The organism is Pseudoclavibacter sp. CFCC 13611 (assembly GCF_008831225.1).
Lineage (GTDB): Bacteria > Actinomycetota > Actinomycetes > Actinomycetales > Microbacteriaceae > Pseudoclavibacter_A.
The window spans coordinates 237,925-254,476 of the sequence record NZ_WBKE01000003.1 but is presented as its reverse complement, the minus strand read 5'-3'; the positions used below and the strand labels follow the sequence as shown (position 1 = coordinate 254,476).

Sequence of the window (16,552 nt, the reverse complement as noted above, 5' to 3'; positions counted from 1 at the left end):
GGTTCAGCCCACGGGGTCGGCATGATGCGCCAGGGTGAACTCCGCATCCTGCCACGGGCTCGCACCGGTGAGTGCCAGATCGGCGAGGGCCTGACCCCAGACGGGAGCGAACTTGAAGCCGTTGCCCGACATGCCGGCGGCGATCGAGATCCGTCCCTCGCCGATGGTGTCGATGATCGGCCGGCTGTCGGGGCTCTGAGAGTCGGGGTGCACCGACCACCGGACGGGCTCGGGATCGAGACTCGGGAAGATGCGCTGCGCCTGAGTGCCGAGCCAGCGCAGCTGCTCTCGCGAGAGAGTCATCGGACGACGGGCCGGATTGGCCACCGTCGGCAGGTGCAGGTGCGGGCTGACCTTCACGCTGAAGCCGTCGATGCTCGGCGCGCCGAAGGCGTGCATGTCGCCGAAGTCGCGCATGAACCCCGGCAGCCTCGCGGGCAGAAAGGCCGAGATGTCGGCGGGCATGAACCAGGCCAGTGCAAAGTTCGCGACCGTCAGCATCCGGCTCAGGCCCGGCACCAGACGAGCCGTCCACGGGCCGGCCGTCACGATCACGTGACCGGCTTCGACCGCGCCGGCAGAGGTCTCGATGCGAACCCCGGTGCCCGTCGGACTCAGCGAGGTCACGACGGTGTTGTACAGCACCTCGGCGCCGTCGGCCTGGGCCTGTCGTGAGGCCGCGAAGACCGCGCTCTCCGGGCGCACGACGCCGGCCAGCTCGTCGAGGAAGCCCTCGTCGCCGTGGTCGACTGCGAACTGAGGGTACTGGCGTCGCAGGTCGTCGGCGTCGAAGTGTCGATGGGGCAGGTCGAACTCCTCGGCGGCGCTCAAGGCCGCGTGAAGATCCGGGTGCCCGCTGGGAGCGATGTGGATGGCACCAGCCGGAATGAGGAGATCGCGAGCTGCGAGTCGCCCGAGCTCGAGCCACCGGGTGCGCGCTTCGAGCAGCGCCGGGGTGAGATGACGTCCCTCTTTGGCGGCGACGCGGAACAGTCGGGACTCTCCGGTGAAGGCGCCGTGGGTGTGCACCGTGCCGTACTGCTCGATGCCGAGCACGCGCAGCGTGCTCGCGGATCGCCGTCGTGCTGTGGAGAGCGCCCAGAGCGCCATGGAGCCGATCGTGCCGACGCCGACCACGGCGACGTCGACGACTCTGGCAGCTGGTGTGGAGTGCTTGCTCATCCGGGTGCCGGCCTTTCGCCGGGGTTCGGCACGCTGCCGTCTCCGCTCCATCGCCGGGTCGGCTGCAACGGCACATGAAGGGCGGACAACGCCATTGTGAACCTCTTCTGCCGAACGGGAGGTGAAGCCGTGTCGCTCGAACCTGCACGGAATAAGAACCCACCATTGTTATACGAACGTATTGTTTCGGCGCTCTTCCAAGCATGTTTCCACTGGGAAACACTGCGGCTCTGCCAGACCGACCGCTAGAATCGGCGTCGTGAGCGACGCGAACAACTCGACCCCGGCATCCACCCCAGAACATTCGGCAGAACACGCGGCCGCATCGGTCTCTGAGACCTTCGACGCGACGCAGTGGCGCGCAGTCGCGGGCTTCGAAGACTTCGCCGACGTCACCTACCACCACGACGTCAGCGGCCGCATCGCGCGTGTGGCGATCGACCGGCCCGAGGTGCGCAACGCGTTTCGCCCCCGCACCGTCGACGAGCTCTATCGTGCGCTCGACGACGCGCGCTGCAACCCGCGCATCGGCGTCGTGCTGCTGACCGGCAACGGCCCCAGCCCGAAAGACGGCGGATGGGCGTTCTCGTCGGGAGGCGACCAGCGCATCCGCGGCCGCGACGGCTACAAATACTCAGACGACGAGACGCACGTCGACGCCGCCGACCAGGCCCGCTCGGGGCGCCTGCACATTCTCGAAGTGCAGCGGCTGATCCGGTTCATGCCCAAAGTCGTCATCGCGGTGGTCGGCGGCTGGGCAGCCGGCGGCGGCCACTCGCTGCACGTGGTCTGCGACCTCAGCATCGCGAGCCGCCAGCACGCGCGCTTCATGCAGACCGACGCCAACGTGGGGTCGTTCGACGCCGGCTACGGGTCGGCCCTGCTCGCCCGGCAGGTGGGGCAGAAGAACGCCCGCAGCATCTTCTTCCTGGCCGAGGAGTACGACGCGCAGCGCGCCTATGAGATGGGTGCGGTGGACACCGTCGTCGATCACGACCAGATCGAGGTCGAGGCGCTGCGACAGGCGCGGGTGATCCTGACCAAGTCGCCGACGGCCATCCGCATGCTCAAATTCGCGTTCAACGCCGCAGACGACGGCATGGTCGGTCAGCAGATCTTCGCCGGCGAGGCCACGCGCCTCGCCTATGGCACCGATGAGGCCGTCGAGGGCCGCGACTCGTTCCTGCAGAAGCGCGACCCCGACTGGAGCCCGTTCTCGTGGCAGTTCTGACCCCGCTCGAGGTGGCGTCGGCACCGGGGCTGGCGCGACCGCTGGTCGTGGTCGACGCCGACCCGATGTCGCTGTTCACCGCGCTGCCCGACGTGCTGGCCGGGCAGGGGCCGGCGCTGCTGCCGTCGCCCGCTGAGACGGCGGATGCCGAGCGTGCGTTCGTCGAGCAGGCCGGCGGTCTCGAGGGTATGGAGGTCGCCGTCGACCCCGACGTCGCCGTCGTCATTCGCACCTCGGGGTCGACGGGGCGTCCCAAGCGCGTGGGGCTCTCGGCGCAGGCCTTGGTGTCGAGCGCGCGGGGCACGAACGAGATTCTTGGAGAAGGGCACTGGCTGCTCGCCCTGCCGGCACACTATATCGCCGGGCTGCAGGTGCTCGTGCGGTCGCTCGCAGCAGGCACCACCCCGGTCGTCGCACACCACCTGCGCAGTGATTGCGTCGACCGGCACTTCACCCCAGAGGCGTTCGTCGCGGCGACCGACGAGCTGGCGGCGCAGGCCGCTGCCGAGGCGCAGCCGAACGCGTCCGCGCGGGCAGACGCCCCCAGCGCATCCGCCGCACACCTGCTCACCGCGCTGGTGCCGACACAGCTGCATGTGCTGCTCGAAGACGCCGCCGCGCACCCGGCGACGCTCGACGCCCTGCGTCGATATGCGCACATCATGGTCGGCGGGCAGCGTTCGGCGCCCGGTCTGCTGCAGGCCGCCCGCGACGCCGGCATCGACGTGGTCACCACGTACGGCAGCTCCGAGACGGCCGGCGGCTGCGTCTACACGCTCGCCGATGGTTCGCAGCGGCGGGTGGGTGACACTACACTTGCAGTCAGAGACGGCAGCGTCTTCGTCTCGGGGTCTGTGCTTGCCAGCGGCTATATCGCCGACCCCGAGCGCACTGCACAGACCTTCGTCGAGCACGGCGGCAGCCGGTGGCTGGCCACCGGCGACCTCGGCGACCTGACTAAGGGAGTGTTGACCGTGACCGGACGCGACGATCAGACCATCATCACGGGTGGAGTCAAACTCGACCTCAACGAGGTGCACGACGTGCTGCACAGCCTGCCCGGCCTGGACGATGCCGTCGCGGTTCCCTTCGACGACGAGAAGTGGGGCACCCGCTTCGCCGTCTACGCCGACGGGCGCAACCGGGTCAAGCGCATGACGCGAGAAGAGCTGAACCTCGTGCTGCGCGAGCGTCTCGGGCGCCATGCCGGTGCCGCCGCCATCACATACTTCCCCTTCGGGCTGCCTCGGCTGTCGAGCGGCAAGGTCGATCTGCGCTCGCTGCACGAGACGGCAGAGGCGCTGGCGGGTTCGGCGCTCGCAGCTCAGCGCCCCTCTCCCAAAGACTCCATCTGACCGCAACGACCGGCCGCCTCATGGCTGATCGATGACGAATTGACGAGAAAGACCCCCGCTGCATGAACTTTCAGGATCCCTCCGGTTCCCTGACCCGCCGAGCCACGTTCGGCGACTGGCTCGAAGGCGCGAGACTGCGCACGCTGCCCCTGGCGATCGCCCCGGTCGTGGCCGGGTCTGGCGTCGCCGGCCACTACGGCCGATTCAACCTGCTCTTCGCGGTGCTCGCGCTCGCGGTGGCGCTGCTGCTGCAGATCGGGGTGAACTACGCCAACGACTACTCCGACGGCATTCGCGGCACCGATGAGCATCGAGTCGGTCCGGCCCGTCTGACCGGCGGCAAGCTGGCGAAGCCCCTGGTGGTCAAGGCGGCGGCCTTCGTCTGCTTCGGGCTGGCGGCAGTGCTCGGCCTGTGGCTGTCGCTCGCCTCGGGGTTCTGGTGGTTTCCGATCATCGGGCTGGTGGCCATCGTCGCGGCCTGGTTCTATACCGGCGGCTCGCACCCGTACGGCTACGCAGGGCTCGGAGAGGTCGCCGTCTTCGTCTTCTTCGGTCTGGTCGCGACGATGGGCACCGAGGTCGTGCAGACCGGCGCGCCCAGCTGGGTCGGCGTGTGGGCCGCCGTGGCCATGGGGCTGTTCTCGTGCGCGGTGCTGATGATCAACAACATCCGAGACATCGAGACCGACCGCGTGGCCGGCAAGCACACGCTCGCGGCCCGTCTCGGTCGTCGCAATGCGAACATCGCCTACCTGCTGATGTGCGGGCTGCCCTTCGTCATCGCAGCGGTCGCACTGCATCCGGATGCGTCACTCGGGTGGATCTCGCTGGCTGCGGTGGTGCCGGTCGCCTTCGCTGTGGTGCGTGGGCTGCACCCGCGTTCGCCGCGAGACCAGATCGCCTCGCTCAAATTCACCAGCCTCGGAGCGCTGGCCTTCGCGGTGCTGCTCGCCGTCGGCCTGCAGTTCTGAGCTCAGGCGTCGGGCTTCGCAGCGTCGTCAGGCTTCGCAGCGTCGTTGGGCTTCGCCGGCCGGTCTGCACGGCCATCGGCCTGCCGCTCGGCCTCGTCGAGTTGGGCGTCTTCGATGTCGTCGGCCACACGACCGAGGCGACGCTTCGCCCGCACCTCTTCAGGGTGAGCCTTGCGGCGGGCGAGCTCGTCGCTGAACGCCTGACGCTGTTTGCCGAGCACGAGGTATGAGACCAAGAGGCCGACGACGACGGCGATCAGGGCGGCGACGAACGGGTTGAATCCCAGAAGCAGCAGAATGATGAGCGCGACCAGCACGATGCCGACGCGCAGCAGAGTGTAGACGAGCCAGGCGGGAAGCTTTTTCACGCCCTTGAGTCTAGAGGCTCCGCTCATGACGAGCCTGTGCGGGCACGTCGCGAGATTCGAGATCAGATACGTCACCCAGCTCGCTGACAGCGGTCTCGCGTACGATAGACGGCATGGTACGCATCGGAATCGTCGTCGCTCTCGTGGCTCTGGCCGCCATGGTGGTGGCGTTCATCGATGCCGCCCTGACGCCTCGCGGCACCACCGGCGTGATGCCGAAATGGGCGTGGATGATCGTGATCGTGCTGCTGCCGGTCATCGGGGCGGTGCTCTGGTGGTACGCGGGTCGTCCGCGCGCATCGGTGACCGCCGAGGGCTCATCGTCTGCACAGCAGGGTCGGCCCGGTGGTGCGGGCTCGTCGCACGACGATGCCGGCGGCGTGCGCCCGACAGTCGAGCTTCCCAGCGAGAGCGCGATGCACGGCATGACGGCAGACGAGCGCATCGCCTGGCTCGAGCAGCAGCTGTCCGACCTCGAAGAAGAGAACGATCGGCCGAACGGCGGAGACAAATCCTCGAAGGGCGATCAGTGACCGCCGCTGTGGCGGCATCCAGCGAATTCGCAACGGCCCTGCTGCTGGCGCTCGTCGAGCGCGGCGTCAAGCACGTCGTCGTGAGCCCGGGGTCGCGGTCTCAGGCGCTCGCACTCGCCGCGGCAGAGCTCGAGGCCGTTGGCCTGCTTCACCTGCACGTGCGCATCGACGAGCGAGATGCGGCGTTTCTGGCGCTCGGCATCGGCATGGCCACACGACGCCCGGCGGCCGTGATCACGACCTCGGGCAGCGCTGTCGGCAATCTGGTGCCTGCCGCGATGGAGGCCGCTCGCGCACAGGTGCCGATGCTGCTGCTCACCGCAGACCGGCCGGCCGAGCTGCGCGGCACCGGAGCCAACCAGACCACTCGACAGGCGAACATTCTCGGTGATCTGGCGACGCTCGACCACGACCTCGCTGAGGGAGACTACGCGCACGACCCAGTGGGTCTCGCGGTTCGACTCGCCTGCGAGGTGCTGCCGTTCGCCGAGCTCAACCGACCCGGCATCGATGACGGACACATCTCGCTGCGCGGGCCCGTACAGGTCAACGTGCAGTTCGTCGAGCCGCTGTCGGGGCGCCACACCGAGACGAGCGCGCTGCAGGCGCTGGTGCGCCGTCGTATCGACGACGAGCGGCCACAGCATCCGCTGCTGAACGCGACGCGCAAAGAGACGGCCACCGTGCCGGCGCGTGGCGCCGTGCTGGTCGCCGGGTTGGGCGCCAACGTCGATCTGGTGCGAGCGGCTCGTGACGCCGGCGTGCCGGTCATCGCCGAGATCACGTCGGGAGCCCGGCAGTGGCACACCGTCAAGGGCTACCGAGAGTGGCTCGATCACGGAGCCGACGGCGCGTGCAGGATGATCGTCACCGGCCTGCCGTCACTCTCGCGGCAGGTGTGGCACTTCGCCGAACGCGCCGACGTGCAGGTGATCGCGGTGGCTCCGGCCGGGCGTGAGCACTTCTCTCCGGGGCATCGGGCGCGTCGCGTCGACCTGCTGCGGTTCGAAGCGAGCGCGCAGGGGGGTGACGCACACGGCGACGGCGCAGCGGATGCCCCCGGTGCGCCGGTCTTCGCCGATGCGTCGCCGACCGGTGAGGCCCTCACCCGCGAAGCGGTCATCGACGCGGTCTGGCGGCACAGCCGCATCGATGCCCCGAGCGCCGATGCGATCTATCTCGCCTCGTCGCACATGGTGCGCGTGGCCGACGAACGAGTGGGTGCGAGCGCCGTTCCCGTATTCGGGCATCGAGGTCTCGCCGGCATCGACGGCACGATCTCGGCAGCCTCGGGCGTCGCTGACGCACGGCGCACAGCCGGTGCCGGCGCGCTCACGCGCCTGGTCATCGGCGATCTCGCCTTCGCGCACGATGTGGGCGGCCTGCTGCGCCCGGAGTGCGAGGCCGCACCGCCGCTGCAGATCATCGTCGTCAACGACCACGGTGGCAGCATCTTCGCCGGCCTCGAGGTCGCGACCGCAGACCCGGCGCTCTATGAACGGGTCGTGCGCACGCCGCAGCCGCTGCGCGTGCGAGAGACCGCCGCGGCCTACGGATGGGCCTACCGTCAGGCGCGCGACGTCGCCGAGCTCGACGGTCTGGTGGCGGCCGGAGAGCCGGGCATCGTCGAGGTCGTGATCGACGCGTGACTGCGGCCGCCGAGCCCGATGTCGTGCGCGTCGGGGTGCTGCTCGCCGGGGGAGTGGGCGCTCGCGTGGGCGCCGGCCTGCCGAAGCAGCTGGCCGAGGTCGCCAGGCGGCCGCTCATCGAGCACACCATCGCGGCGTTCGAGCGCAGCGGCCTGTTCGACGAGCTGCTCGTCGTGATGCATCCCGACCATGTGGATGCGGTGCGCGCGCTGGTCGGCGACGACGGGTCGGGCGTTCGTCGGCATCCGCTGGTGCGCGCGGTGATTCCCGGCGGTGCCGAGCGCAGCGACTCGTCCCGTCTCGCCCTCGAGCATCTGGCCGGTCGGCTGCCTGACGACGCGCGCGTCTTTCTGCACGATGCCGCACGTCCGTTCGTGAGCGCCGAGGTGCTCAGGCGAGTCGACGCCGGCCTCGAACGTGCAGACGCGGTGGTCACTGCGGTGCCGAGCGCCGACACCGTGATCGAAGTGCGCGACGAAGAGGTCGGCGGGCGCCGTTCAGAGGTGCTGGCGGTGACGCCGCCGCGGTCGCACATGAGACTGGTGCAGACCCCGCAGGCGTTTCGTCTCGGGGTGATCCTCGACGCGCATCGACGTGTGCGTAACGACCCGGAGTTCGCTCCCACCGACGACGGCTCAGTGGTGCGACATGCCCGACCCGACGTCGCGGTGCTGGTCGTCGCCGGCGACGCGGCGAACGGCAAAATCACCACGGCGGCCGATCTGGCCGAGGCGCGTCGTCGTCTCGCTGATCCCGAGGGCTGAACCTGCTCAGCCGGCGAGAGCCTGCCGAATCGGCTGCAGCTTGGCGCTGGTCTCGGCGAACTCCTGCTCGGGCACAGACCCGGCCACGATGCCGCCACCCGCCCAGGCCGTGATCGTCGAGCCGATGCGCTGTGCCGAGCGCAGCCCGATGGCCCATTCGCCGTCGCCACTCGCATCGATCCAGCCGACCGGGCCGGCATAGCGTCCCCGATTCACGCCTTCGATCTCGCTGATCGTCTGCAGCGAGGCCTCACGCGGAACGCCGGCGACCGCAGCCGTCGGGTGCACTGCGGCGATCAGAGTGAGCACGTCTGCGCCGTCGGCGAGCTCGGCGTCGACGTCGGTGGCCAGGTGCAGCACATTGGGCAGCTCGAGAACGAAAGGGCCGTCGGCCCCGAGATCGCGCACATGCGGGGCCAGCGTGTCGAGCAGGCTCTGCGCGGCGAGCGCGTGCTCGTGCTGGTCCTTGGACGACGTCAGCAGGTCGCGGGCGAGGTCGTCGACGGCGGGGTTCGCGTCACGCGGTCGCGTGCCGGCGAGCACCCGCGCATGCACCCGTCCGCGATGCGCTTCGACGAGCGTCTCGGGGCTGGCGCCGAAGAACCCGTCGACGCAGAAGTTCCAGCATGAGGGGTAGGCGGCCTCGAGCCGCTGCAGCACGGTCGGCAGATCGAAGCCCGCCGGCAGGCTCGCGCGCTCTGACCGCGCGACGACCACCTTCTGCAGCGTGCCGTGCTCGATCAGGTCGAGTGCCCGGCGAACTGCGTGCGCGTGCCGTTCGGGCGCGTCGGCATCGGCGTGCAGCGTCGCGACCGAGTCGGCGGCGAGGTCGGCTGCTCGGTGTGCGCGGCGGTCGGCGGATGCGGCCAGCAGATGGTCGACCTCGGCTCTGATGCGATCGGGGTCGAGCCGGTCGTCGACGGAGGCTCCCGCACTCGATTCGATCACCCGGGTGGCCCAGGTGCGCCCGCCGCGCTGTGTGATCAGCAGGCTCGGCACCACGAGCACGCTGGGCACGGCTGCGGCGTCGTCGAAGGCGAACGCTCCGAAGGTGGCCAGACCGGTTCCCGGCTCTGCTGCGGCACCCAGCTGGTGGGCCGAGTCGGCCACTGACTTCCAGACGCGACGGGCCTGATCGAAGCGCTCCGGGCCCGAGAACGTGAGGGTCAGCGCGCGGCCGATGCCCAGCATCCCCTCGCCGTCTCGCCACCAGAGCAGGGGGTCTGCGGCGTCGAGCAGAGGGAAGGGAGTGTCGAAGGCGTGCACCTGGACTGTGCGGGTGGTGAGTTGGAACACGTGCAAGATCCTAGCCCGGAGCCGTCCGCTGTCGGCGATATGACGAGACGCCGTCGTGCCCTGCTCGGGGAAAGTCAGTACACTGGGGCGTTGTGACGAGCGCAGATCTCAGCAAACGACCCGAAGAGGTCTCGGCGATGTTCGACCAGGTCGCGCCGGGATATGACCGCACCAACACGGTGATGACGTTCGGGCAGGTCGGGCAGTGGCGACAGGCCACGACGCGTGCCGTCGCCCCGAGGCCGGGAGAACGTGTTCTCGACCTCGCGGCAGGCACCGGCACGTCGAGCGTGCCCTTTCATCAGGCCGGCGCCGATGTGGTCTCGGCAGACTTCTCCGAAGGCATGCTCGCCGAGGGCCGCCGCCGCTACCCGTTCCTGACGTTCGAGTGGGCCGACGCCACGGCGCTGCCCTTCGACGATGACAGCTTCGACGCGGTGACCATCTCGTACGGGCTGCGCAACGTGGTCGACATGGACAAAGCGATGAGCGAGGCGCTGCGAGTGCTGAAGCCAGGCGGCCGATACGTCATCTGTGAGTTCTCGACGCCGACGTGGCGTCCGTTCGCCAAAGTCTACGACTGGTGGCTCGGCAACGTTCTGCCTCGTCTGGCACAGCTGGCCAGCACCAACGACGCTGCCTACCCGTATCTGAGCGAGTCGATCGAGGCCTGGCCCGATCAGCGCTCGCTCGCCCGGCATCTGCGCGCTGCCGGGTTCGAGCATGTGCAGTGGCGCAATCTCAGCGGCGGCATCGTGGCCCTGCATCGTGCATGGAAGCCGGCGGCGAAGGACGAAGACTGATGGAACGCGGCAACGACACCACCCGACTGGTCAGCGGACCCAAACGGTTCTTTCTGCGCTCCGAGGATCGCCAGCTGGTCGGCCGCATGGAGCAGGGGCTCGAAGACGTCGAGCGGCGCATCGTCAAGGAGTCGACCTCGGCCGACTCGGTGACCAATGCCGCCACCCGGTACCTGGTCGAGGCAGGCGGCAAACGCGTGCGGCCGCTGCTCGCGCTGCTCGCCTCGGAGCTCGGCGAGGGTGTGAACGACGGCGTGCTCGAAGCGGCCACCGGAGTCGAGCTGACCCACGTGGCGAGCCTGTACCACGATGACGTCATGGACGAGGCCGACACCCGCCGCTCGGTCACCAGCGCCCACCGCATTTGGGGCAACAACGCCGCCATTCTGGCCGGAGACATCCTGTTCGCACGCGCGTCGATGATCGTCAGCGAGCTGGGCCAGCAGGCGATCATGATCCAGGCGCACACCTTCGAGCGCCTGTGCCTCGGGCAGCTGCATGAGACGCTCGGCCCGGACGAGGGCGCTGACCCCATCGAGCACTATCTGCAGGTGCTCGCCGACAAGACCGGGTCGCTGATCGCCGCCGCCGGCGAGCTCGGCGTGCTGCTCGGCGGCGCCCCAGACGAGTACCGCGTCGCGGTGCGTCGTTTCGGCGAGTGCATCGGCGTGGCCTTCCAACTCGTCGACGACGTGATCGATCTGCGCAGCACGAGCGACGAGCTCGGCAAGACGCCGGGAACCGATCTGCGCGAGGGCGTGCCGACGCTGCCGTGGCTGCTGCTGCAGCGACAGGCTGAGACCGACCCCGAGGCCGCGGCCGTGCGAGACGAGGTGAAGCGTCTGCTCGCCGACGACGACACGCTTGACCAGGCTCTCGCGACGCTCGCCTCGCATCCGGTCACCGATGAGGCGCTCACACAGGCGAAGGCCTGGGCGAAAGACGCGACCGACGCGCTCAAGGCGCTGCCCGCAGGCCATGTGCGCGACCTGTTCGTACGGCTGGCCGACTACATCGTCAGCAGAAGTCACTGAGATCCCAGATTCAGCAAGGAGCATCGCGCATGTCAGAGTCGTCAGCGAGACAGCCGGCGCGCATCCGGGTCGCCGTCATCGGCGCCGGGCCGGCCGGCATCTATGCATCCGACATCCTGCTGAAGGCCGAGCGCGACTTCGACGTGTCGATCGATCTGTTCGAGCGGCTGCCCGCCCCGTACGGGCTGGTGCGCTACGGCGTGGCCCCCGACCACCCGCGCATCAAAGGCATCATCAACGCGCTGCGTGAGACGCTCGACCGCGGCGACATCCGCATCTTCGACAATGTCGACTTCGGGCGCGACATCACGCTCGACGACCTGCGCTCGCATTACCACGCGGTGATCTTCGCGACCGGTGCGGTCGAGGATGCGCCCCTGCGCATTCCGGGCATCGACCTGCCCGGGTCGTATGGTGCTGCCCGTTTCGTCAACTGGTACGACGGGCACCCCGACTTTCCTCGGGAATGGTCGCTGGACGCGCCCCATGTCGGTGTGGTGGGCAACGGCAACGTCGCGCTCGATGTGGCGCGCATGCTCGCCAAGCACGCCGACGATCTGCTGCCCACCGAGATTCCGGCGAACGTCTATGCTGGGCTCAAAGCCTCGAAGATCACCGACGTGCACGTCTTCGGGCGACGCGGCCCCGCCGACGTGAAGTTCACGCCGCTTGAGCTGCGCGAACTGGGCGAGGTTCCCGACGTCGACATCGTGCTCGACCCGGCCGACTTCGTCTACACCGAGGCCGACGAGGCCGCGATCGCGAAGAACAACCAGAAGAAGGTCATCCGGCGCATCTTCGACAAGTGGCTGCAGCGTGAGCCGGGCACGGCATCGCGACGGCTGCACCTGCACTTCTGGCAGCGCCCGGTCGAGGTGCTCGGCGTCGAGCGCGTCGAGGGGCTGCGCCTCGAGCGCACGCAGGTCGACGCCGAGGGGTGTGTGGTCGGCACCGGTGAGACGCACGACGTCGAGCTCGGTCAGCTCTACCGTGCGGTCGGCTACTACTCGTCGCCGCTCGAGCAGGTGCCCTTCGACGAGGTGCACGGCGTGATTCCGAACGAGGGCGGTCGCGTCGTCGATGAGGGTCAGACCGTACTCGGCGAATACTCGACCGGCTGGATCAAACGCGGCCCGGTGGGGCTGATCGGCTCGACCAAGTCAGATGCGCTCGAGACGGTCACCAACCTGATCGAAGACGTGCATGCCGGTCGCATCTGGCAGCCGACCGTCGCTGCCGAAGAGACCATTCCGGAGCTGCTCGGTGAGCGTGGCGTCGACTTCACTACCCTGGAGGGCTGGCACAACCTCGATGCCGCTGAGCGTGCGCTGGGCGAGGCAGCAGACCGCGAACGTGTGAAGATCGTCTCGCGTCAGGGCATGCTCGATGCGAGCCGAACTGCGAAGAGCTCTGACTCGATCGAGTGACCGCAGGCCTCAGTAGCTGTATGAGGCAGTGCTCGCGACGATGATGAAGATGAACGCGAGCCAGAGCAGCGTCAGTCCGAGACTGGCGTAGCTCACGATCAGCCCGGCGAGGGCGAGACCTCTGCCGCCTTCGCCACGAGTCTTGATCTGGTTCAGCGCGATGTGCCCGAAGACGACGCCCAGCACGTTGAACACGAATGCGAAGATCAACGAGAGAATCGCCATCGTATTGGTCGGCGGTGCCGGCGTGTAGCCGTACTGCCCCTGGCCCGCCGGTGCGGCAGGATACGCCGGTGAAGCAGGATACGCCGGTGCTGCGGGGTAGCCCGGAGCGGCAGGATAGGTCGGCGTGCCTGGGTACGTGGGAGCGCCGTTGGAGACCGGCGGCGCGTCGTATGCGGGAGGATTCTGCGGCGGCGTGCCGTAGGCCTCGGGGCCAGTCTGGTACCGGTGCTCATTCGGGTTCGGGGTGGACGGATCGGGCATGTCTGCTCCTCGTTCAAACGATCAGCTGGTTCTCTGACTGTAACGTGTGTGGCGGCCTGTGCCCGCATCAGGGGTGCCTGTCGTCAGTTGGCCGCCCCGGCTAGGCTTGAGCTGCACGCCCGAACACCTGAGGTCAGGAGAGAACGATGAACGCCCCCAGCCCGCAGGATCCCAATCCCGCTCAGCAGCCTCCTCTGCCACCTGTGGAACCGCGCTCTGCAGGCGCAGAGCCGCAGGCATCGGCGCCGCCTTCGGGCCCCTATCCGACGGCTGCCGGTTTCGGAGAGGCGCTGCGGCCGCGATCCAATCGCGTGGCTCAGAAGATCCCGACGAACCTCTGGATCGCCATCGGCGCGCTCATCGCCGTCACACTCTTCGTGATCGTGTCGCTGTTCTTCGGAGACGTTCCGGCCAAGGGCGGCAAGGTCACGGTCACGGTGATCTATTTCGCGGCGTTCATCGGCATCACGATCGGCGAACTGAGCATCGCCGACCGAGATCGCTTCTATCCCGTGCCGCTGGCGATCGTGAGCAGTGTCTACGTCGTGGCATTCGGCGTGATGCTCACCTGGATAGAGCCGGCGCGTCAGATCAGCGACGTCTACTCCTACCGAAGCAGCGTCTCGACCGCCGGGCAGAACGCTGCGCTGGCGCTCGGGCTGCTCATCCCCTTGATCATCGCGGCCAAGGCACCGGTCGCCGCGGCTCGGTTCACGTTCAAGCAGGCCGGTGAGAACGCTGTGCTGAAGTTTCTCGCCGTCGCCTCGGCGGGGCTGTTCTCGCTGCTGGCCGTGATCCTGTTTCTGCCGACGCTGCTGCAGCGTTCGTTCCGTGTCGACGCAGGCGAATGGTTCGGGCGTCTCATCGTGATCGTCCTGATGCTCGCGTTCCTGGCGATCAGCGTGTTCATTCTGCTGTCTTGGACGTTCAACGCAGACGAACGGCGTGCCCGCCGCCTGGAACGTCAGCAGCGTCTGGCTCAGTCCCGGCAGCGGCCATACGGCTCAGAGACGGCTCAGTGGGCCGCTGAGAGCGCTCCCATCGCGCCGGTCGCCATGCCTGCAGCCGCACCAGAGGCGCCTGCGTACCCAGCGGCTTCTGTGTACCCAGCGGCTTCTGTCCACCCCGAGCCCGTCGTCTCACCGGCCGCTACCGAGGAGCCCACGCCGCATCTGCCGTGGCCCGTCTTCGAAGACGGCATCACTCCGCTGCCGGTGGGAGCCGATGGCCGGCCGGCGTTCAGTGTGCTGCAGCCCTTTCCCGGGCGCACCGAGCCGGTGGTCGAGGGGTCGCCTGAGGCTGATGCGGCGATCGAACGCGCACGGCAGACGCATCCCGGGTACTGAGGCGGCAGGGGCCGCGTCGGTGCGCTGATCAGCGCCGGCGCTGGGCCCCTTTGCCGTTCTTGCCGTCTTGATCGTCTTTGACCTTCGACGGCTGAATGACGAGTCCGCTGATCAGGCCGATGCCCACGCCGACCAGTGAGTAGAGCCATTCGCCGGTGATCGCGAACATGATCAGCCCGACGATCGCGCCGATGATCAGCCCGCGGATGATCTGCCGCTTGCCGAGCGCGCGCTCTTTCGCGGTGGGCTTCGCCGCCGGCTGTCTGTTCTTGCCCTGGCTCATTTCGCTCCTCGGTTCTTCGAACCGTCGTCGGCATCCGCGTCGGGTTTCGAGTGCTTCGGCGTCGCGGTCGACGCGTGGTCGTCTCGCAGATCACGGCGGCGCACCGGTGCAGACGCCCGGCGGCCGGTTCGGCGAGCGGCCCGCTGAGGGTCGGCGTGACTGGCGGATGCCGTGGCCGACGGGTCTTGGTCACAGGCGGGCCCGCCCGGTGCAGACCGACGAGAGGTGACATCCATCGACTGCAGGCGCAGGTCGCGACGACGCAGGGTCGCGCGCACCCGGTCGGTCGGATCGGTCTGGGGCGGCACCGAGTCTGACGGCTTGGGCGGCTGACGCAGCTCAGCGGGCATTCCGAGGAGGCCCAAGGCCATGTCGACGACTTCGTCGTGCCGCCCGAGGTCGGCGAGCGTACGCACCTTGAGAGCGGCGAACCAGCGGCCGGGCTCTTCGCCGGGATACTCGGCGAGACCGAAGTCGAGCCAGCGCAGAGCGTCCTCTCCGCGGCCGAGCGAGCGCAGCGAATCGGCCATCTGCAGGATGGCCAGCGGGCGGTTCTCTTCGCTGAGACCGCGCTTGATCACGAACTCGAGAAAGAGCTGCGCCTTGAAATGGTTGTTGGCGTAGTAGTACGCGCTGGCGAGCTGGAAGACATCGTCAGGATCCTGGGCGTCCATGAAGGGCACGAGCTCTTCGAACAGGCGCACGGTCGACTCGGGGTCTGAGTCTTTCGCGACGTTCCACGCCTGTTCGGCGATGCGCCTCCACAGATGCTCCGTCGGCTCACTATGCATATACAGGAACCCCTAGCGGTAGTTCGTGAACTGCAGGGCGACGTCGAGATCGGCACCCTTCAGCAGCGCGATGACCTCTTGCAGGTTGTCGCGACTCTTCGACGACACTCTCAGCTCATCGCCTTGGATCTGCGCTTTCACGCCTTTGGGGCCGTCATCGCGAATGAGCTTCGCAATCTTCTTCGCCTGGTCTTGGGCGATGCCTTCGACGAACGAGCCCTGGATGCGGTATTCCTTGCCGCTCGCAGCAGGCTCGCCAGCGGTAAAGGCTTTGAGCGAGATGCCGCGTTTGATCAGCTTCGTCTGAAAGACGTCGAGCACCGCGCTGGCGCGCTCTTCGCTGTTGGCGATGATGAGCACGTCTTCGCCGCTCCAGGCGATGGATGCTCCGGTGCCACGAAAGTCATAGCGCTGCGAAATCTCTTTTGCCGCCTGATTCAGGGCGTTGTCGGCCTCTTGACGGTCGATGGAACTGACGATGTCGAAAGAGGAGTCTGCCATGTGACCGATCATACAGAGAAGAACTGTGGATTTGTTTTGCGAGCGGTCGATACTGCTAGTATCCTTATCTGGTTGCGGTCTTCTTGAAACACTGCAGCACGGCGGGTTACCCGAGCGGCCAAAGGGAGCTGACTGTAAATCAGCCGGCACAGCCTTCGCAGGTTCGAATCCTGCACCCGCCACGCCGAGCAGCGAATTCGGCATGCACGACGCAGTCGCGCAGTCGATTCGCCGCTCGCACTCCGGTTTGTCGACCGGGGCCCTGAAGATGTTATTGTCTTATGGTGCCTCGGCCGGTCGGTCAGAGTGCATGCCTCGATAGCTCAGTGGTAGAGCACTTCCATGGTAAGGAAGGGGTCGCGAGTTCAATCCTCGCTCGAGGCTCTCCGGTTCTTCCTCTCTCTTCTTTTCTCCTCAGTCTGCTGCGGCCACCTCATGCACTGAAGGCGGCCATGACTAGCGCATCCTTCCCTCTTCTCACGGCCAGGAATCCGCACGATTCTCGCGTTCTTTCGTCTTCAGGGTGACTCGG

The 16,552-nt window shown here is 67.9% G+C and carries 17 protein-coding genes and 2 tRNA genes; 12 read left to right on the top strand and 7 right to left on the bottom strand.

The features are described 5' to 3' along the window. Positions 1-3: 3 nt before the first annotated feature. A complete protein-coding gene (locus tag F8O08_RS09825) occupies positions 4-1,182 on the bottom strand; it encodes an FAD-dependent oxidoreductase (protein WP_158043155.1) in 1,179 nt (392 codons plus the stop codon). Positions 1,183-1,441: 259 nt separating this feature from the next. Between F8O08_RS09825 and F8O08_RS09820 the strand changes: the two genes are divergently transcribed. The 3 genes from F8O08_RS09820 (at position 1,442) to F8O08_RS09810 (ending at position 4,739) form a co-directional block, all read left to right on the top strand. Then, on the top strand, positions 1,442-2,413 hold the full coding sequence (locus tag F8O08_RS09820; RefSeq protein WP_158043154.1) for a 1,4-dihydroxy-2-naphthoyl-CoA synthase: 972 nt from the start codon (positions 1,442-1,444) through the stop codon (positions 2,411-2,413). Further along, positions 2,401-3,768: an AMP-binding protein gene (locus F8O08_RS09815; protein ID WP_158043153.1), complete on the top strand. Its 1,368-nt coding sequence runs from the start codon at positions 2,401-2,403 to the stop codon at positions 3,766-3,768. Before F8O08_RS09820 ends, F8O08_RS09815 begins: the two co-directional genes overlap by 13 nt. Positions 3,769-3,830: 62 nt before the next feature. Then, positions 3,831-4,739 carry a 1,4-dihydroxy-2-naphthoate polyprenyltransferase gene (locus tag F8O08_RS09810; protein ID WP_158043152.1) on the top strand — a complete coding sequence of 303 codons (909 nt, stop codon included), beginning with the start codon at positions 3,831-3,833 and terminating at the stop codon, positions 4,737-4,739. A 2-nt stretch (positions 4,740-4,741) separates the two neighbouring features. On the opposite strand, the gene F8O08_RS09805 is transcribed toward F8O08_RS09810, so the two are convergent. Further along, the gene (locus F8O08_RS09805; protein WP_192497763.1) at positions 4,742-5,107 is read right to left on the bottom strand and encodes a DUF4229 domain-containing protein; all 366 of its coding nucleotides are present in this window, start codon (positions 5,105-5,107) and stop codon (positions 4,742-4,744) included. A 113-nt stretch (positions 5,108-5,220) separates the two neighbouring features. Here F8O08_RS09805 and F8O08_RS09800 point away from each other — a divergent pair, with 113 nt between their 5' ends. Genes F8O08_RS09800 through F8O08_RS09790 form a run of 3 tightly spaced genes read left to right on the top strand, consistent with a single transcriptional unit; the run spans position 5,221 to position 8,053 of the window. Then, the gene (locus F8O08_RS09800) at positions 5,221-5,640 is read left to right on the top strand and encodes a PLD nuclease N-terminal domain-containing protein (RefSeq protein ID WP_158037067.1); all 420 of its coding nucleotides are present in this window, start codon (positions 5,221-5,223) and stop codon (positions 5,638-5,640) included. Beyond that, a complete protein-coding gene (menD, locus tag F8O08_RS09795; protein ID WP_192497762.1) occupies positions 5,637-7,289 on the top strand; it encodes a 2-succinyl-5-enolpyruvyl-6-hydroxy-3-cyclohexene-1-carboxylic-acid synthase in 1,653 nt (550 codons plus the stop codon). The genes F8O08_RS09800 and menD overlap by 4 nt, the downstream gene beginning before the upstream one ends. Beyond that, positions 7,286-8,053: an IspD/TarI family cytidylyltransferase gene (locus F8O08_RS09790; RefSeq protein WP_192497761.1), complete on the top strand. Its 768-nt coding sequence runs from the start codon at positions 7,286-7,288 to the stop codon at positions 8,051-8,053. Before menD ends, F8O08_RS09790 begins: the two co-directional genes overlap by 4 nt. Positions 8,054-8,059: 6 nt before the next feature. Here F8O08_RS09790 and F8O08_RS09785 read toward each other — a convergent pair whose 3' ends face one another. Beyond that, complete coding sequence (locus F8O08_RS09785) at positions 8,060-9,349, bottom strand: isochorismate synthase MenF (protein WP_158043148.1); 1,290 nt, start codon at positions 9,347-9,349, stop codon at positions 8,060-8,062. A 92-nt stretch (positions 9,350-9,441) separates the two neighbouring features. Here F8O08_RS09785 and F8O08_RS09780 point away from each other — a divergent pair, with 92 nt between their 5' ends. Genes F8O08_RS09780 through F8O08_RS09770 form a run of 3 tightly spaced genes read left to right on the top strand, consistent with a single transcriptional unit; the run spans position 9,442 to position 12,613 of the window. Continuing rightward, the gene (locus F8O08_RS09780; RefSeq protein ID WP_158030317.1) at positions 9,442-10,152 is read left to right on the top strand and encodes a demethylmenaquinone methyltransferase; all 711 of its coding nucleotides are present in this window, start codon (positions 9,442-9,444) and stop codon (positions 10,150-10,152) included. After that, complete coding sequence (locus tag F8O08_RS09775; protein ID WP_158043147.1) at positions 10,152-11,186, top strand: polyprenyl synthetase family protein; 1,035 nt, start codon at positions 10,152-10,154, stop codon at positions 11,184-11,186. Before F8O08_RS09780 ends, F8O08_RS09775 begins: the two co-directional genes overlap by 1 nt. 29 nt (positions 11,187-11,215) lie before the next feature. Then, the gene (locus F8O08_RS09770; RefSeq protein WP_158037073.1) at positions 11,216-12,613 is read left to right on the top strand and encodes an FAD-dependent oxidoreductase; all 1,398 of its coding nucleotides are present in this window, start codon (positions 11,216-11,218) and stop codon (positions 12,611-12,613) included. Positions 12,614-12,622: 9 nt separating this feature from the next. Here F8O08_RS09770 and F8O08_RS11015 read toward each other — a convergent pair whose 3' ends face one another. Beyond that, a complete protein-coding gene (locus F8O08_RS11015; RefSeq protein ID WP_225733311.1) occupies positions 12,623-13,099 on the bottom strand; it encodes a DUF4190 domain-containing protein in 477 nt (158 codons plus the stop codon). A gap of 146 nt (positions 13,100-13,245) precedes the next feature. Between F8O08_RS11015 and F8O08_RS09760 the strand changes: the two genes are divergently transcribed. Then, positions 13,246-14,445, top strand: coding sequence for a hypothetical protein (locus tag F8O08_RS09760; RefSeq protein ID WP_158037074.1), 1,200 nt, complete (start codon positions 13,246-13,248; stop codon positions 14,443-14,445). Between the two features lie 28 nt (positions 14,446-14,473). On the opposite strand, the gene F8O08_RS09755 is transcribed toward F8O08_RS09760, so the two are convergent. From F8O08_RS09755 to F8O08_RS09745, 3 genes are read right to left on the bottom strand one after another with little or no spacing between them, the layout of a single operon-like run. Beyond that, the gene (locus tag F8O08_RS09755) at positions 14,474-14,728 is read right to left on the bottom strand and encodes a hypothetical protein (RefSeq protein WP_158043146.1); all 255 of its coding nucleotides are present in this window, start codon (positions 14,726-14,728) and stop codon (positions 14,474-14,476) included. Continuing rightward, entirely contained in the window at positions 14,725-15,519 is a 795-nt protein-coding gene (locus tag F8O08_RS09750; RefSeq protein WP_158037076.1) for a tetratricopeptide repeat protein, read from the bottom strand. The genes F8O08_RS09755 and F8O08_RS09750 overlap by 4 nt, the downstream gene beginning before the upstream one ends. A gap of 12 nt (positions 15,520-15,531) precedes the next feature. Next, complete coding sequence (locus tag F8O08_RS09745; protein WP_192496786.1) at positions 15,532-16,020, bottom strand: YajQ family cyclic di-GMP-binding protein; 489 nt, start codon at positions 16,018-16,020, stop codon at positions 15,532-15,534. Between the two features lie 100 nt (positions 16,021-16,120). On the opposite strand from F8O08_RS09745, the gene F8O08_RS09740 reads away from it, so the two are divergent. Both F8O08_RS09740 and F8O08_RS09735 read left to right on the top strand, forming a co-directional pair. Next, positions 16,121-16,202 (top strand) — tRNA-Tyr (locus F8O08_RS09740). A 130-nt stretch (positions 16,203-16,332) separates the two neighbouring features. Continuing rightward, positions 16,333-16,404: transfer RNA gene (locus F8O08_RS09735), tRNA-Thr, on the top strand. The last annotated feature ends 148 nt before the right edge of the window (positions 16,405-16,552 follow it).

Excerpts from the sequence above, each read along its gene's own strand:
- F8O08_RS09745 (WP_192496786.1), bottom strand. The coding sequence starts at position 16,020 with ATGGCAGACTCCTCTTTCGACATCGTCAGTTCCATCGACCGTCAAGAG.
- F8O08_RS09810 (WP_158043152.1), top strand. The coding sequence starts at position 3,831 with ATGAACTTTCAGGATCCCTCCGGTTCCCTGACCCGCCGAGCCACGTTC.
- F8O08_RS09760 (WP_158037074.1), top strand. The coding sequence starts at position 13,246 with ATGAACGCCCCCAGCCCGCAGGATCCCAATCCCGCTCAGCAGCCTCCT.
- F8O08_RS09800 (WP_158037067.1), top strand. The coding sequence starts at position 5,221 with ATGGTACGCATCGGAATCGTCGTCGCTCTCGTGGCTCTGGCCGCCATG.
- F8O08_RS09770 (WP_158037073.1), top strand. The coding sequence starts at position 11,216 with ATGTCAGAGTCGTCAGCGAGACAGCCGGCGCGCATCCGGGTCGCCGTC.
- F8O08_RS09755 (WP_158043146.1), bottom strand. The coding sequence starts at position 14,728 with ATGAGCCAGGGCAAGAACAGACAGCCGGCGGCGAAGCCCACCGCGAAA.
- F8O08_RS11015 (WP_225733311.1), bottom strand. The coding sequence starts at position 13,099 with ATGCCCGATCCGTCCACCCCGAACCCGAATGAGCACCGGTACCAGACT.
- F8O08_RS09825 (WP_158043155.1), bottom strand. The coding sequence starts at position 1,182 with ATGAGCAAGCACTCCACACCAGCTGCCAGAGTCGTCGACGTCGCCGTG.
- F8O08_RS09775 (WP_158043147.1), top strand. The coding sequence starts at position 10,152 with ATGGAACGCGGCAACGACACCACCCGACTGGTCAGCGGACCCAAACGG.
- F8O08_RS09750 (WP_158037076.1), bottom strand. The coding sequence starts at position 15,519 with ATGCATAGTGAGCCGACGGAGCATCTGTGGAGGCGCATCGCCGAACAG.